14 protein-coding genes are annotated in these 13,578 nt (G+C 71.5%); 3 read left to right on the forward strand and 11 right to left on the reverse strand.

Annotated elements, in window-relative coordinates; all coding sequences use genetic code 11:
- Positions 1–343 precede the first annotated feature (343 nt).
- The 9 genes from hpnD to ACFYZ4_RS05975 form a co-directional block, all read right to left on the reverse strand.
- The gene (hpnD, locus tag ACFYZ4_RS05935) at positions 344–1,264 is read right to left on the reverse strand and encodes a presqualene diphosphate synthase HpnD (RefSeq protein WP_351287218.1); all 921 of its coding nucleotides are present in this window, start codon (positions 1,262–1,264) and stop codon (positions 344–346) included.
- 44 nt (positions 1,265–1,308) lie between these two features.
- Positions 1,309–2,238 carry a squalene synthase HpnC gene (gene hpnC, locus ACFYZ4_RS05940; RefSeq protein ID WP_390783174.1) on the reverse strand — a complete coding sequence of 310 codons (930 nt, stop codon included), beginning with the start codon at positions 2,236–2,238 and terminating at the stop codon, positions 1,309–1,311.
- A gap of 364 nt (positions 2,239–2,602) precedes the next feature.
- Positions 2,603–3,370 carry an ABC transporter ATP-binding protein gene (locus tag ACFYZ4_RS05945; protein WP_351287344.1) on the reverse strand — a complete coding sequence of 256 codons (768 nt, stop codon included), beginning with the start codon at positions 3,368–3,370 and terminating at the stop codon, positions 2,603–2,605.
- A 7-nt stretch (positions 3,371–3,377) separates the two neighbouring features.
- Complete coding sequence (locus ACFYZ4_RS05950) at positions 3,378–4,307, reverse strand: ABC transporter permease (protein WP_351287214.1); 930 nt, start codon at positions 4,305–4,307, stop codon at positions 3,378–3,380.
- Positions 4,308–4,401: 94 nt separating this feature from the next.
- Positions 4,402–5,274 carry a glycosyltransferase gene (locus ACFYZ4_RS05955; RefSeq protein WP_351287342.1) on the reverse strand — a complete coding sequence of 291 codons (873 nt, stop codon included), beginning with the start codon at positions 5,272–5,274 and terminating at the stop codon, positions 4,402–4,404.
- Between the two features lie 8 nt (positions 5,275–5,282).
- Positions 5,283–6,062: a CDP-alcohol phosphatidyltransferase family protein gene (locus tag ACFYZ4_RS05960; protein WP_351287212.1), complete on the reverse strand. Its 780-nt coding sequence runs from the start codon at positions 6,060–6,062 to the stop codon at positions 5,283–5,285.
- Complete coding sequence (locus ACFYZ4_RS05965) at positions 6,040–7,101, reverse strand: iron-containing alcohol dehydrogenase family protein (protein ID WP_351287210.1); 1,062 nt, start codon at positions 7,099–7,101, stop codon at positions 6,040–6,042. Before ACFYZ4_RS05965 ends, ACFYZ4_RS05960 begins: the two co-directional genes overlap by 23 nt.
- Complete coding sequence (locus tag ACFYZ4_RS05970) at positions 7,089–7,841, reverse strand: sugar phosphate nucleotidyltransferase (protein ID WP_390783175.1); 753 nt, start codon at positions 7,839–7,841, stop codon at positions 7,089–7,091. The genes ACFYZ4_RS05965 and ACFYZ4_RS05970 overlap by 13 nt, the downstream gene beginning before the upstream one ends.
- Positions 7,838–9,457: a DUF5941 domain-containing protein gene (locus ACFYZ4_RS05975; RefSeq protein WP_390783176.1), complete on the reverse strand. Its 1,620-nt coding sequence runs from the start codon at positions 9,455–9,457 to the stop codon at positions 7,838–7,840. Before ACFYZ4_RS05975 ends, ACFYZ4_RS05970 begins: the two co-directional genes overlap by 4 nt.
- Here ACFYZ4_RS05975 and ACFYZ4_RS05980 point away from each other — a divergent pair.
- The 3 genes from ACFYZ4_RS05980 to idi all read left to right on the forward strand — a co-directional run bounded on the left by ACFYZ4_RS05980 (position 9,452) and on the right by idi (position 12,113).
- Positions 9,452–9,595, forward strand: coding sequence for a hypothetical protein (locus ACFYZ4_RS05980; protein ID WP_351287205.1), 144 nt, complete (start codon positions 9,452–9,454; stop codon positions 9,593–9,595). The two genes, ACFYZ4_RS05975 and ACFYZ4_RS05980, sit on opposite strands and share 6 nt — an antisense overlap.
- 477 nt (positions 9,596–10,072) lie before the next feature.
- A complete protein-coding gene (locus ACFYZ4_RS05985) occupies positions 10,073–11,359 on the forward strand; it encodes a GNAT family N-acetyltransferase (protein ID WP_390783248.1) in 1,287 nt (428 codons plus the stop codon).
- Positions 11,360–11,513: 154 nt separating this feature from the next.
- Positions 11,514–12,113: an isopentenyl-diphosphate Delta-isomerase gene (idi, locus tag ACFYZ4_RS05990; RefSeq protein ID WP_030712872.1), complete on the forward strand. Its 600-nt coding sequence runs from the start codon at positions 11,514–11,516 to the stop codon at positions 12,111–12,113.
- Between the two features lie 61 nt (positions 12,114–12,174).
- On the opposite strand, the gene ACFYZ4_RS05995 is transcribed toward idi, so the two are convergent.
- Positions 12,175–12,669, reverse strand: coding sequence for an ATP-binding protein (locus ACFYZ4_RS05995; RefSeq protein WP_351287339.1), 495 nt, complete (start codon positions 12,667–12,669; stop codon positions 12,175–12,177).
- A gap of 130 nt (positions 12,670–12,799) precedes the next feature.
- On the reverse strand, positions 12,800–13,510 hold the full coding sequence (locus tag ACFYZ4_RS06000; RefSeq protein ID WP_351287203.1) for an HdeD family acid-resistance protein: 711 nt from the start codon (positions 13,508–13,510) through the stop codon (positions 12,800–12,802).
- Positions 13,511–13,578: the final 68 nt, after the last annotated feature.

Genomic DNA, 13,578 nt, shown 5'->3' on the forward strand with positions numbered 1-13,578 from the left:
CCCTCCCCCGTGGTGCGGCCGCCCTCCGGGCCGGCCGGTCGGACCTGCGCGGACGAGGCCGCCGCGCGTGCGGCGGGCCGCCCGGCACAGCCGGAGCCCGCGGAAAGAGACGCGCCCGCCGTCGCGGTGGTTGCCCGGGCGCCGTCCCGGCCGGGACGGCCCGCCGGGCGCGGTCGCGGCGCGGCGGCGCACGCCGGGGCGCCGGACGTGCCCGCGGTCCCGGCGGCGCGGCGCGCGGTGACGGACGCCCCCGTGCGGTCGGCCCGCGCGGCCCGGTGCGGCGCGGGCGCGCATGCCGGGAGTGCGCCCGGCGCCGTCGCCGGGGTCCGGGTGGTCGCAGCCATCAGGGCCGCCTCCGGGTGCTCTGGCGGGAGATGGTCCGCGCGTCGAGGCCGGACAGGCCGCGCACGGCGACGTACGCCTTCTCGTGCGGCGGCAGCGAGACGCGGCCCCGCAGCACCGCCTCCGGCTCCCGCTCGATGCGGTCGAGGAGGCGGCGGTAGATGCCGGCCATGGCGGCCACGCAGGCGCCGCTGCGCCGGTCGAGCATCGGCAGCAGCCGGTAGCCCTCGACGAACAGGGCGCGGGCGCGCCGGACTTCGTGGTGGACGAGCCCGGCGAAGTCGGCGCCGGCGGGCGCCCGGTCGCTGTGGAAGCCTTCCGAGCAGCCGAACTTGGCGAGGTCCTCGGCGGGCAGGTAGGTGCGTCCGTTGCCGGCGTCCTCGCGAACGTCGCGGAGGATGTTGGTGAGTTGCAGGGCGAGGCCGAGCGTGTCGGCGTACTCGGCGGCGCGCCCGGAGTCGGCCGCGCCCGCCGTGGTGCCGAAGACGCCGAGCGAGAGCCGGCCGATGGCCCCGGCCACGCAGCGGCAGTAGACCTTGAGGTCGTCCCAGGTCTCGTAGGTCTCGCCGCGGACGTCCATCAGGACGCCGTCGATGAGTTCGTCGAGGCCGCCGAGCGGGATCGGGAAGCGGCGGGCGGCGTGCGCGAGGGCGACGGCGACCGGGTCGGTGTCGTCCTCGTCGACCTCCTCGGCCAGGATCCGCCCGAGCAGGGCGCGGGTCTCCTCCAGCCGGGCCAGCTTGGCCTCGGGCGCGAGCGTGCCGTCGCCGATGTCGTCGACGCGCCGCGAGAAGGCGTACAGCGCCGACATCGCCTGCCGCTTGTCGGTGGGCAGCAGCCGGATGCCGTACGCGAAATTGCGCGCCTGTGAACCGGTGACGGCCTCGCAGTAGCTGTAGGCCGCGGAAATCGGTGCGGACATCGCAGCCGGTGCGGACGCGTGTGTGGGGCCCTCCACGGTCGGGCTCACCCCTTTCTCGGCGCTGTGCGCAGGACGGCGGCAACCTCGCGGAGCAGGCCGCTCTTGGTGGGCTTGGGCGGGCCGGGGAGTACGTCGAAGCCGGCGGCCGTGACGGCTCGCAGGGCTGCGCGCCCTCCTCCCACGAAACCCGCGAGCAGCAGCCGGAGTCTGCCGTGCACGCTACCCACGAGGGGGGTGCCTTCATTCAGCAGCTCGCGTGCGCGCTCAGTTTCGAATGCGACCAGGGAGCGTACGGACGCGCCGGCGGACGGGGCCGCCAGGTCGGCCTCGCTCACGTGGAAGCGCCGCATGTCCTCGGCGGGCAGGTAGATCCGGTCGTTGCCGAGGTCCTCGGCGACGTCCTGGATGTGTTCGACGATCTGCAGGGCGGTGCAGACGGCGTCGGAGCGGCGGATGCGCTCGGGGGTGCCGGTTCCGGTGAGGGAGAGCACGAGGCGCCCCACCGGGTTCGCGGACAGCTCGCAGTAGCCGACCAGGTCCGCGTAGGTCTCGTAGCGGGTGACCCGCTGGTCCTGGCGGTTGGCCTCGATGAGCCCGAGGAAGGGCTCGGGGGTGAGGTCGTGGGCGCGGACCACGGGCTGGAGGGCGAGCAGCAGCGGGTGCCGCGGGGGGCCGTCCGTGCCGCCGAACACGCGCCGCAGGTCGGCCTCGAAGGCGTCGAGCATGGCGAGCCGGTCGTCGGTCGCGGCCGGGTCGAGGCCGAGGAGTGCGGCGTCGCGTCCGCCGGGTGCGAGGTCGCCGTCGCCGATGTCGTCGACGAGGCGGGCGTACCCGTAGACGGCCGTCAGCCCGTCGCGCCAGGCGCGCGGGAGGAAGGCGGGGGCGACGGGGAAGTTCTCCGCCGAAGCCTTGTCGAGGGTGGCGCTCACGTGGACCGTGTCGGACAGGGGCCGGATGCCGTGCGCCGCGGTCACCGCCCGCCGCCTGGGGCGGGGACGGCCGTCGTGCCTGGGGGCCGGAGAATTCCCGTAGCCATTGCCGTCACATCTCCCGTTCTACACTGCCGACCCAATACATCCTATTTCGGACACGCCGCCGGGGGTTTCCCCGGGGCTGCCCCAGGGCCGTTCACCTGCGGGGAATCGTCCCCTCTTGCCGCGATTCAGGACCGCTTCAGCTTACGCTGTAGAACGCCGCGGAGGCCTCTCGGGTATTCGCTCCGGCGTCGAATGTCGCGGCGAAATGCAAAAGCACGCCGAAGGCCCCCGCCGCGCACGGCAGCGGGGGCCTTCGGAAGGAACGGACGAGCGCCCCGCGGGGCGCCCTGCGACCCGCAGGTCAGCCGTTGGAGGCCTTCTCGTAGGCCGAGACGACCTCCTCGGTGGGCCCGTCCATCAGGAGCTCGCCCTTTTCCAGCCACAGCACCCGGTCACAGGTGTCGCGGATGGACTTGTTGTTGTGGCTCACCAGGAAGACCGTGCCGGCCTTCTCCCGCAGTTCGCGGATGCGGTTCTCCGAACGCACCTGGAAGCTGCGGTCACCGGTGGCCAGGGCCTCGTCGATCATCAGGACGTCGTGGTCCTTGGCCGCCGCGATGGAGAAGCGCAGTCGCGCCGCCATGCCGGAGGAGTAGGTGCGCATCGGCAGGGAGATGAAGTCGCCCTTCTCGTTGATGCCCGAGAAGTCGACGATGCCCTGGTAGCGCTCCTTGATCTGCTCGCGGCTCATGCCCATCGCGAGACCGCCGAGGACGATGTTGCGCTCACCGGTGAGGTCGTTCATCAGCGCCGCGTTGACACCCAGCAGCGAGGGCTGGCCGTCGGTGTAGACCTTGCCGGCCTCGCAGGGCAGCAGGCCCGCGATGGCGCGCAGCAGGGTCGACTTGCCGGAACCGTTGGAACCGATCAGGCCGATCGCCTCGCCGCGGTACGCCGTGAAGGAGACCCCGCGCACGGCGTGGACCCGGCGGACGCCCGGGGCGTCGCCCTTGCCCCGGCGGATTATCTTGCTCAGCGCCGCGGTGGCGCTGCCCCTGCCGGAGCTGCCGGTGTTGACCCGGTAGACGATGTGGACGTCGTCGGCGATGACGGTGGGGACGCGCCCCATGGAGTTCTCAGCCACGGCCGTAACGCTCCTCAGCCTTCCAGAAGTACACGAATCCCCCGAGGCCGATCAGGACGGCCCAGCCGACCGCGAACGCCCAGACGTGCGGCGGCAGGTTCTCCGAGCCGTAGCCGTCGATCAGCGCGAACCGGATGAGGTCCATGTAGATGGCCGCCGGGTTCCACTGGAGCACGTCCGCGATCCACGCGGGCTTGTCCTTGAGCATCTCGCTGATCGAGAACATGACGCCGGAGGCGTACATCCACGTACGCGTGACGAACGGCATCAGCTGCGCGAGGTCGGGCGTCTTGGAGCCCGCCCGCGCGAAGATCATGGCGAGGCCGGTGTTGAAGACGAACTGCAGCACCAGCACCGGGAGGACCAGCAGCCAGGACAGCTGCGGGAAGTTGCCGAAGCAGATGACGATCACGAACACGACGATCATCGAGTACAGCAGCTGCTGGAGCTGCTGCATCGAGAAGGAGATCGGCAGGGAGGCGCGCGGGAAGTGCAGCGCGCGGACCAGGCCGAGGTTCCCGGGGATCGCCCGGACACCCGCCATCAGCGAGCTCTGGGTGAAGGTGAAGACGAAGATCCCGATCACCAGGAAGGGGATGTAGACCCCCTTCGGCATGCCCCGGTCCGCATTCAGGATCAGCGCGAAGATCAGCCAGTAGACCAGCGCGTTCAGCAGCGGGGTCGCCACCTGCCAGACCTGGCCGAGCTTCGCCTGGCTGTACTGCGCGACCAGCTTGGCCCGGGAGAAGGCCATGATGAAGTGGCGCCGTCCCCAGAGCTGGCGCACGTACTCGCCCAGGCCGGGCCGGGCACCGCTGACGGAGAGGCCGTACTTCCTGGCGAGCTCCGCGGAGCTGAGCCCCGCGTCGTCGGACGGCGGCCTGCTCGTGGCGAGGGCGCCGTCGTGGGTTGTGTCACTCACAAGTTGAAACTTTCGTCTTCAAGATGCGGCCAGGTGGGCATCAGGCTGGTGGCGCGAGGCCCGTGATCGCGCCATGTTCCCAGACGCGGGCTGGTCAGATGACAGGTGGTCGGCCCAGGCGGGTCAACCGCCAGACCGTACGCCATCTCATGGGGCGGCGGGGTCCGCAGGGAGTGGTCCATCCCTCACGGAATCCGCCGAACCAGGCCTTGAGCGCCGGTGCCGAGGGCCTGCGTACGAGCGTCAGCAGGAGCCAGACGCCCAGGTAGACCGGGACCAGCGGAGCGGGCAGGTTGCGGCGGGCGAGCCACACCCGGTTACGAGCCACCATACGGTGGTAGACCGCGTGCCGGGAGGGGGCAGTGGTCGGATGCAGCAGGACCATGTCCGCCCGGTAGTCGATCAGCCACCCGGCGTCGAGCGCCCGCCAGGCCAGATCGGTCTCCTCGTGCGCGTAGAAGAACTCTCCCGGCAACGCTCCGACCTGCTCGAACACCTTCGTGCGGACGGCGTTGGCGCCGCCCAGGAAGGTGGTCACGCGGGAGGAGCGCAGCGGATCCGAGGCGCGCAGCCGCGGCACGTGCCGGCGCTGGGTCTCACCGGTGTCCGGATCCGCGATCCGGAAGCTGACGATCCCGAGTCCGGGGTCCTCGGCGAAGGCCTGCCGGCACAGCTCGGCGGTGTCGGTGCGCTCCAGCAGCCCGTCGTCGTCCAGGAAGAGGAGCGCGTCCATCTCGCCGCCGCCGGGGCCGAAGGCCTCGATGCCGACGTTGCGGCCGCCGGGGATGCCCAGGTTCTCGGGCAGCGTGACGCTGCGCACACCCTCGGGCAGGCCGGAGACCTCGACGCCCTGGCCGACGACGACCACCTCGACGGGGTCGCCTTCCTGGCGGGCCACCGAGTCGAGGAGCGCCTTGAGCTCGTCGGGCCGGTTGCCCATGGTGATGATCACGGCGCCCAGCCGCATCGGGGCGGTCACTTGAGCCTGCTGGAGGCCAGGATCGACACCAGGTGCAGCACGGTCTGCAGCACCGCGATGCCGGCCAGGACGGCCACACCGACGCGGGACCAGTACAGGTCGCCGCGCATCTGGTCCAGGACGGCCAGCACCAGGATGAGCAGCGAGGCCTCGATGCCGAGGACCAGGCGGTGGAACTTGAGCGCGGCGGCGGCCCGGCGGGCGAGCGCCATGCCGGACGAGCGCGGCTCGGCCGCCGCGTCCTTGACCACCGGCTTGCCGGCCTGGTGGCGGGCGACGCCGACCAGGTCGGTCTCGGCCTTGATCAGGATCGCGCCGAGCGCCGCGAGGGTGCCCAGGAAGGCCCAGAGCCAGTCGATCCGCCCGGTGCCCCACAGGTCGGAGGCGCGCAGGCCGAAGCCCACGAGGACGGCCGCGTCGCACAGGTAGGCGCCGACCCGGTCCAGGTACACCCCGGAGAGCGAGAACTGCTTCTTCCAGCGCGCGACCTCTCCGTCGACGCAGTCGAGCAGCAGGTAGAGCTGGACCGCGACCACACCGAGGACGGCGCCCAGGATGCCCGGCACCAGCAGGGCCGGAAGGGCGAGGACGCCGGCGAGGGTCATCACGTAGGTCAGCTGGTTCGGCGTGACCTTGGTGGTGACCAGGAGGCGGGTGATGCGCAGGGAGATCTCGCGCATGTAGAGGCGCCCGCCCCAGTGCTCGCCGCTGACCCGGTCCTTGACGCCCGCCGGGTGCACGACGGGCCGGAGTTCAGCTACGGATGGTCTTGGCATAGTCGGCGTAAGCGTCCCTGATCTCGGCGGCGGACAGGTTGAGGTGCTCCAGGATCGTGAAACGTCCCGGACGGGTCTGGGGGGCGTACTCGACGGCCGTGACGAACTCGTCGACGCTGAAACCGATCTCCTCGGGCGCCACCGGCAGACCGTGCCGGCGCAGCACCTCGGTGAAGAGGCCGGACTGCTCGGCGGCCCCGCGCAGGTGCATCGCGAAAGCGGCGCCGATGCCGACCTGCTCGCCGTGGAGCGCGGAGCGCCCCGGGTAGAGCAGGTCGAAGGCGTGGCTGATCTCGTGGCAGGCGCCGGACGACGGGCGGGAGTCCCCGCTGATCGACATGGCGATGCCGGAGAGGACCAGGGCCTCGGAGAGCACGGTGAGGAACTCGTCGTCGCCGCAGCCGCCGGGGTGGCGCAGCACGGACTCGCCGGCGGTACGGGCCATGGCGGCGGCCAGGCCGTCGACGGGCTCGCCGGTGATCCGGTGCGAGAGCTCCCAGTCGGCGATGGCCGAGATGTTGGAGATGGCGTCGCCGATGCCGGCGCGGATGAACCGCACCGGGGCGTCCTTGATCACATCGAGGTCGATGACCATGGCGATGGGGGTGGGGACGCCGTAGGAACCGCGGCCGTTGTCGTTGTCCAGGATGGACACCGGCGAGCAGATGCCGTCGTGCGAGAGGTTGGTGGCGACGGCCACCATGGGCAGGCCGACCCGCGCCGCGGCGTACTTCGCCACGTCGATGATCTTGCCGCCGCCCAGGCCCACGACGGCGTCGTAGCGGCGGCCCTTTATGTCATCGGCCAGCTTGACCGCGGAGTCGATGGTGCCGTCGACGACCGCGTACCAGTCGGCGTGCGGCAGCACGGGCTCCAGCTTGGCGCGCAGCGCCACGCCGGAGCCTCCGCTGATCGCGATGGCCAGCTTGCCGGAGGCGGAGATCCGCTGGTCGGCCAGGAGGCCGGCCAGGTCGTCCATCGCCCCGCGACTGATGTCGACGACGACGGGCGAGGGGATGAGCCTCGTCAGTACTGGCATGCGATCGTCCGGCCCTTGGCGAGGTCGTCGTGGTTGTCGATCTCGACCCACTTGACGTCGCCGATGGGGGCCACGTCGATGGTGAAGCCGTCGTTGACGAGCTGCTGGTAGCCGTCCTCGTAGTAGAGGTCGGGGTCGCGCTCGAAGGTGGTCTTCAGGGCCTCGGCGAGCTGCTCGGCGGCCTCGGGCTCGATGAGGGTGACACCGATGTACTCGCCGGTGGCGTCGGCGGGGTCCATCAGCTTGGTGATCTTCCGGACGCCCTTCCCCTCAGCCGTGACGACCTTCATCTCCTCGTCGGCCAGGCTCTTGACCGTGTCGAGGGCGAGGATGATCTTCTGGCCGTTGCCGCGGGCGGCGAGCAGGGTCTTCTCGACGGAGACCGGGTGGACGGTGTCGCCGTTGGCGAGGATCACGCCCTGCTTGAGGACGTCACGCGCGCACCACAGGGAGTAGGCGTTGTTCCACTCCTCGGCCTTGTCGTTGTCGATCAGCGTGATCTTGACGCCGTACTTGGCCTCCAGGGCCTCCCGGCGGGCGTACACGGCTTCCTTGCGGTAGCCGACGACGATCGCGACCTCGGTGAGACCGACCTCGGCGAAGTTGCCGAGCGTCAGGTCGAGGACCGTGATGCTCTCCTCGTCACCCTCGGGGCCGACCGGCACGAGCGCCTTGGGCAGGGTGTCGGTGTAGGGACGCAGACGGCGTCCGGCACCGGCAGCGAGTACAAGGCCGATCATGCTGGTTCTCCTTCGTCATGTACGGCGGGTGCTCCGGAGGAGACCCAGAATCGGATGCTCTCGACGAGCACCACGAGTGCCACGAACACGGCCGCGGCCGTGAGCGCGACGGGGAAGTCCGCTTCGCGCGAGGCGAGGACGGCCGCCAGGACCGTGAGCAGCAGGACCCGGCCTTCGTGGCCGCCGATCGTCCGCACCAGCCAGTGCGGGGGCGCGCCGGTGCCGCCGCGGATGCGGTACACCGTGTCGTAGTGATGGTAGGCGACCGCCGCGATCAGGCCGAATGCCGCCGGAAGGGCTCCGGGGACGTCCGCCTTGGCGGCGAGCACGAGGACCGTGACGTACTCGGCGGCCCGGAACAGCGGCGGGATCAGCCAGTCCAGGGCGCCCTTGAGCGGCGCGGCGACGGCCAGCCCGGAGGCGATGACGTAGATCACGGCGACGGCGATCAGCCTCGGGTCGCCGAACGGCAGGGCGAGGGCCGACCCGATCATCAGCACCGCGCCCAGGGCCGCCACGTACACGGACCCGAAGGAACCGGCGCGGCCGCGCAGCAGCCGGGCCTGGACCTCGGCGAGCGGGCCGGAGTCGGCGAGGTCGGCGAGGGCCTGGGCCGCACGGTCGGTGCGGGTGGCCTTGCGGGTCAGGGAGCGCAGGACCCGGCCGGCGGTGGTGTAGAGCGCGCCGAAGGCGCAGCCGACGAGGAGGGCGTAGAAGACGATCCGGGGGGTGGTGAGGGCGGTCAGCACCGCGATCATCGCCCAGCGCTCGCCGATCGGCAGGATGATCATCCGCCGGACCCACACGGTCCAGCCGACGCTGTCGAGCTTGTCGGAGAGCGCCGCCGTGGGACTGGTGTTGGCGGTGGCGTCGTGGTTGGCCTCGTTGAAGGAGAAGTCCACGACGTGCCGGCAGGTCATGAGGATCATCGCGCCGACCGCGAGGGCCCAGACGTCGTCGCCGTTCCTGGCGGCGCCGAGCGCGAGGCCCGCGTAGAAGGAGTACTCCTTCGCGCGGTCGAAGGTGGCGTCGAGCCAGGCGCCCATCGTCGAGTACTGGAGCGAGTAACGGGCGAGCTGCCCGTCGGTGCAGTCCAGCACGAAGGAGATGAGCAGCAGCAGGCCGGCCGCCACGTAACCCCAGCGCTCGCCCGTGGCCGCGCAGCCGGCCGCGACCAGCGCGGTGATCAGCGAGGCGGTGGTGACCTGGTTCGGGGTGAAACCGCGGCGCGCGCACCAGCGGGCGACGTAGCGCGAGTACGGGCTGATGAAGAAGGTGGTGAAGAAGCCGTCGCGGGACTTCACGGCGGTCCGCAGGCGGACCGCCTCGTCGTCGACGGCGGCGACGGCGGCCGTCGCCGCGTCCCGGTCCGCCGGGCCGACGGGGACCGCGGCGACGAGGGTGCCCAGCTCGGGGCGCTGTACGGCGGTCCCGGCGGCCTCGACCGAGGCGGCGAGCCGGTCCGCGTACGGGCCGGCGCCGTCGGCTCCGGCGCCGGTCGCGAGAGCGGCGGCCTTGTCGAGGGCGTCACGGGCGCCGGGCAGGACGGCGAGGGCGCCGGTGACGGCGCAGGCGTCGAAGCGCGGATCGGTCAGCGCGAGGCGCAGTGCGTGCACGTGCCCGACGAAGGCGCTGTCCACGACGGCCACCCGCTCGTCGGCGGGTACGGCGGCCAGTGCGGCGGCGGCGTCCTCGGGACCGGTGGCGGGGCGGACCTCGAAGCCGAGGGAGCGCAGCTCGTCCGTGAGCGGTGATCCGGGGACCGGCAGGCCGGTGAGGATGACGGTCGGCAGACGAACTCACTCCTTGTAACGGATTCCGGACGGTCGCCTAAAGGGCGGCGGCACGTCGGCAGAGGCTATCGGATGAATGGAAGCAGGGGTTCATCACCCGTTTACGCCCCGATAAGCCGAATATTCCGGCCCCGGGCCGGGTCGCGATCATCATCGGTGATCACGGCGCGGTACCACAAACGGCCCGGATGTTACGGTGGACACGCCCCTGAACGAGTCGAGTGGAAAGAGGTGGGTTGATGACCGTCGTAGTGGTCGCGGCCATGCGCAGCGAACTCCGGTGCATCCCCATTTCCTTCATCCGGGCATCCGGCCGGGCCTGATCACACTGCTGGGCCTCGTCGGCCGGAGCCCCCGTTCCAAGGGTTCACGTTGACCGACAACAACACCTCCGCCGACGGCGTATTCACCGACGGCGACACCTTTACCGGCGACACCATTAACGGCGACGCCTCCACCGAGGCCTTCTTCGCCGTGCACCGCGGCCTGCCCCGACAGGCTCCGGGCTCCGACGCGAGCACCCGCCGGCTGCTGTCCCTGTGCGGACCGCTGCCCGAGCGGCCGCGCATCCTCGACCTGGGCTGCGGTCCGGGCCGCAGCGCCCTGCTGCTCGCCGCCGAGGCGGGCGGTGCCTCCGGCGCCGAGGTGACCGCCGTAGACCTGTACGCCCCCTTCCTCGAAGAGCTCCGCACGGCCGCCGCGGCCCGCGGGCTCGCCGGCAGCGTCCGCACCGTCGAGGCGGACATGGGCGCGCTCACGGGCGAGGACTTCGCGGACGGTTCCTTCGACCTCGTCTGGGCGGAGGGCTCCGCCTACATCCTCGGCTTCGACGCCGCGCTCGCGCGGTGGAAGCGGCTGCTCGCCCCCGGCGGCACCCTCGTCCTGACCGAGTGCCAGTGGACGGTGCCCGAGCCGTCCGCGGGCGCCCGCGCCTTCTGGGACCCGCACTACGCGCTGCGCACCACCGCCCGCAACCTCGCGGCCGCCCAGGCCGCCGGGTACCGGGTGCTCGGCGTGCACCACCTGCCCGACTCGGACTGGGCCGAGTACTACGGTCCGCTCGCCGAGCGGGTCCGTACCCTCTCGGGGGCCGGCGCCGCGGCTCCCGCCATGGCCGCGGCCCTGGCCGCGACCCGCGAGGAGCTCGACGTACGGGCCCGGCACGGAGACGAGTACGGGTACACGGGCTACGTCCTGCGCCCGGTGACGGCCGGGGACGGCGACGCCTGGCCCACCCGCCCCGAGACCGCGGCCGACGTGGCCGCCGTACGGGAGGTCAACCTGGCCGCCTTCGAGACTCCGCTGGAGGCGGACCTCGTGGACGCGCTGCGCACGGACGGCGCCTGGCTGCCCGGGCTGTCGTACGTGGCCGAGGCCCCGGACGGGTCGGTGGCGGCGCACGCGCTGCTCACCGCGTGCGAGGTCGACGGGGTACGGGCGCTCGCGCTCGCCCCGATGGCCGTCGCTCCGGCGTTCCAGCGCTCGGGCGCGGGCAGCGCGGTCGTACGGGCCCTGCTCGCGGCGGCCCGGGAGCGCGGGGAGTCACTGGTCCTCGTGCTCGGGCACCCGGAGTACTACCCGCGCTTCGGTTTCACACCGGCGTCGCGCTTCGGGATCCGGGCGCCCTTCGAGGTACCGGACGAGGCGATGATGGCGCTGGTGCTGGACGATTCCGTTCCGGTGCCGTCGGGAACGATCGGGTACCCGGCCCCGTTCGGGGTCTGACGCCTGCGCGACATCGGGTGATGTCGTACGTGAAGTGATCCGCCCCTCGTCGCCTAGCACGCGGCGGGGGGCGGACATGCACGGATGTCCGAAGTGGGGACAAGCCTCTTTTGTACGGCAGACTGAAGGCCGAAGTCCGAAGCGAAGGATGGGTATGCCGACCACACCAGCCACCGCCGCGAACAGCGCGTCCAACGGCACCGGTACTCAAGAACCGATCATGCTCGAACTGGTCGACGAGTCCGGGAACACCATCGGCACGGCGGAGAAGCTCTCCGCCCACCAGGCGCCAGGGCAGTTGCACCGGGCGTTCTCGGTGTTCCTCTTCGACGAGCAGGGCCGTCTGCTGCTCCAGCAGCGGGCCCTCGGGAAGTACCACTCCCCCGGCGTCTGGTCGAACACCTGTTGCGGTCACCCCTACCCCGGGGAGTCGCCGTTCGCGGCCGCGGCCCGGCGGACCCACGAGGAGCTGGGGCTGTCGCCCTCGCTGCTCGCGCAGGCGGGGACGGTGCGCTACAACCACCCGGACCCCGCTTCGGGTCTGGTGGAGCAGGAGTTCAATCACCTGTTCGTGGGACTCGCGCAGACCGCCGTGCGGCCGGATCCGGAGGAAGTCGAGGCCACTGCCTTCGTCACCGCCGAGGAGCTGGCCAAGCGGCACGCCGAAGTGCCGTTCTCGGCGTGGTTCATGACCGTGCTGGACGCGGCGCGGCCCGCGATCCGCGAGCTGACCGGCGACGCGGCGGGCTGGTAGTCCGGACGCCGTTCCGCCGTACGCCGTGTGTTCGCCGTACGCCGTCCCGCCCGTCCGCCGCTCAGCCGGCGGTCGGCGGGGTGGCGAGCGGCAGGGCCGCCCAGATGACCTTGCCGCCGGTCGAGGTGTGCTCGACGTCGCAGACCCCGCCGGCCTCCAGCGTCACCTCCCGTACGAGGAGCAGACCCCGGCCGCCGGTCTGGCCGAAGTCGGCCTCCAGCGCCTTGGGCCGGTACGGGTGGTTGTCCTCGACCGCCACCCGTACCCACTCGCGGCCGATCGCGACCTCGACCGCGACCTCCGGCGAGAGCAGGGCGGCGTGCCGGACCGAGTTCGTCACCAGTTCGGAGACGATCAGGAGCAGGGAGTACACGAGGTCCTGATGGGCCGGTACCCCTTGGCGCCCGAGCAGGTCCCGGACCGCCCGGCGGGCCTGCGGAACGGATTCTTCTACCGCGGGCGCCGTGAACCTCCACACGCCCTCGTACGCGAGGGGGTCGGCCGGAGCCTCCGGCTCCCCCTCCTTGGCTGGCGGGACACTCCCGCTGACATCCATCTTCCGTCCCCCGTCTTCACGCTCGATCGTCTCCACGCGTCAAGAGTGGGGAACGGGCTGGTCCGGACCGGACTGCTGACCAGAAGTCAGCGTCAATCGGACACATTCTGACCACTGGCGTATGACAGAGTCAGTTGTTCGACTGTTCCTGATCTTCTGCCGGACGCTTCGCGGCCGCCTCGCGGGCCCCGTCCGCCGCGGCCGTCTCCCGCGGCTCCTCGTCTTCCCTGACCAAGCCCAGGATGCGGCGGGCTCCCATGCCCAGGGCGATCAGGCTCAGGCCGTCGAACAGGAGGGCGAGGGAGAAGAAGGTTCCGATCACGTACAGACTGTTGCCGGGCCAGTTGGAGAGGATCAGGACCCCCAGCAGGACCCCGAAGGCCCCCTGGATGAGCGCGAGCCCGAAGTGCGAACCGCGCACCACCAGCGCTCCGACCAGCCGGAACAGGCCGCCCGTCAGGAAGAGCAGCGCGGCGAACATGGTCAGCGCCTCGGCGCTCGCCTCGGGGCGGCGCAGGATCACGAAGCCGGCCGCGAGGTTGATCGCGGCGACGACGACGGCGAGCCAGAAGTAGTTGCTCTTGCGCGACTGCACGGCCTGCAGCAGGCCCACCGCACCGCCGATCAGGAGCAGCCAGCCGAAGAGGAACATCGAGGTGAGCGTGGCGAGGCCGGTGTAGACGAGGCCGACCAGACCGGCCAGCACGAGGATCACCCCGAGCAGCGCCAGCAGCCCGTAACTGCGGTGGAGCTTCTTCTTCTCCCGCTGCGGTTCCCGGCCCGTGGCCCCGGCCCCGGCACCGGCTCCGGCCCCGGTACGGTCTGCTCGGTCTGTGCCCATGGACGCGCCACCTCCTCGCACCCCCGGACGGACTCCCTTGATCATAGGTATGACCGCCCGGGATAGCA

The organism is Streptomyces sp. NPDC001513, from assembly GCF_042894695.1.
In the GTDB taxonomy this organism is placed as follows: domain Bacteria; phylum Actinomycetota; class Actinomycetes; order Streptomycetales; family Streptomycetaceae; genus Streptomyces.

Excerpts from the sequence above, each read along its gene's own strand:
- ACFYZ4_RS05960 (WP_351287212.1), bottom strand. The coding sequence starts at position 6,062 with ATGCCAAGACCATCCGTAGCTGAACTCCGGCCCGTCGTGCACCCGGCG.
- ACFYZ4_RS05970 (WP_390783175.1), bottom strand. The coding sequence starts at position 7,841 with ATGATCGGCCTTGTACTCGCTGCCGGTGCCGGACGCCGTCTGCGTCCC.
- ACFYZ4_RS06000 (WP_351287203.1), bottom strand. The coding sequence starts at position 13,510 with ATGGGCACAGACCGAGCAGACCGTACCGGGGCCGGAGCCGGTGCCGGG.
- ACFYZ4_RS05955 (WP_351287342.1), bottom strand. The coding sequence starts at position 5,274 with ATGCGGCTGGGCGCCGTGATCATCACCATGGGCAACCGGCCCGACGAG.
- ACFYZ4_RS05945 (WP_351287344.1), bottom strand. The coding sequence starts at position 3,370 with ATGGGGCGCGTCCCCACCGTCATCGCCGACGACGTCCACATCGTCTAC.
- hpnD (WP_351287218.1), bottom strand. The coding sequence starts at position 1,264 with ATGTCCGCACCGATTTCCGCGGCCTACAGCTACTGCGAGGCCGTCACC.
- ACFYZ4_RS05995 (WP_351287339.1), bottom strand. The coding sequence starts at position 12,669 with ATGGATGTCAGCGGGAGTGTCCCGCCAGCCAAGGAGGGGGAGCCGGAG.
- ACFYZ4_RS05965 (WP_351287210.1), bottom strand. The coding sequence starts at position 7,101 with ATGCCAGTACTGACGAGGCTCATCCCCTCGCCCGTCGTCGTCGACATC.
- idi (WP_030712872.1), top strand. The coding sequence starts at position 11,514 with ATGCCGACCACACCAGCCACCGCCGCGAACAGCGCGTCCAACGGCACC.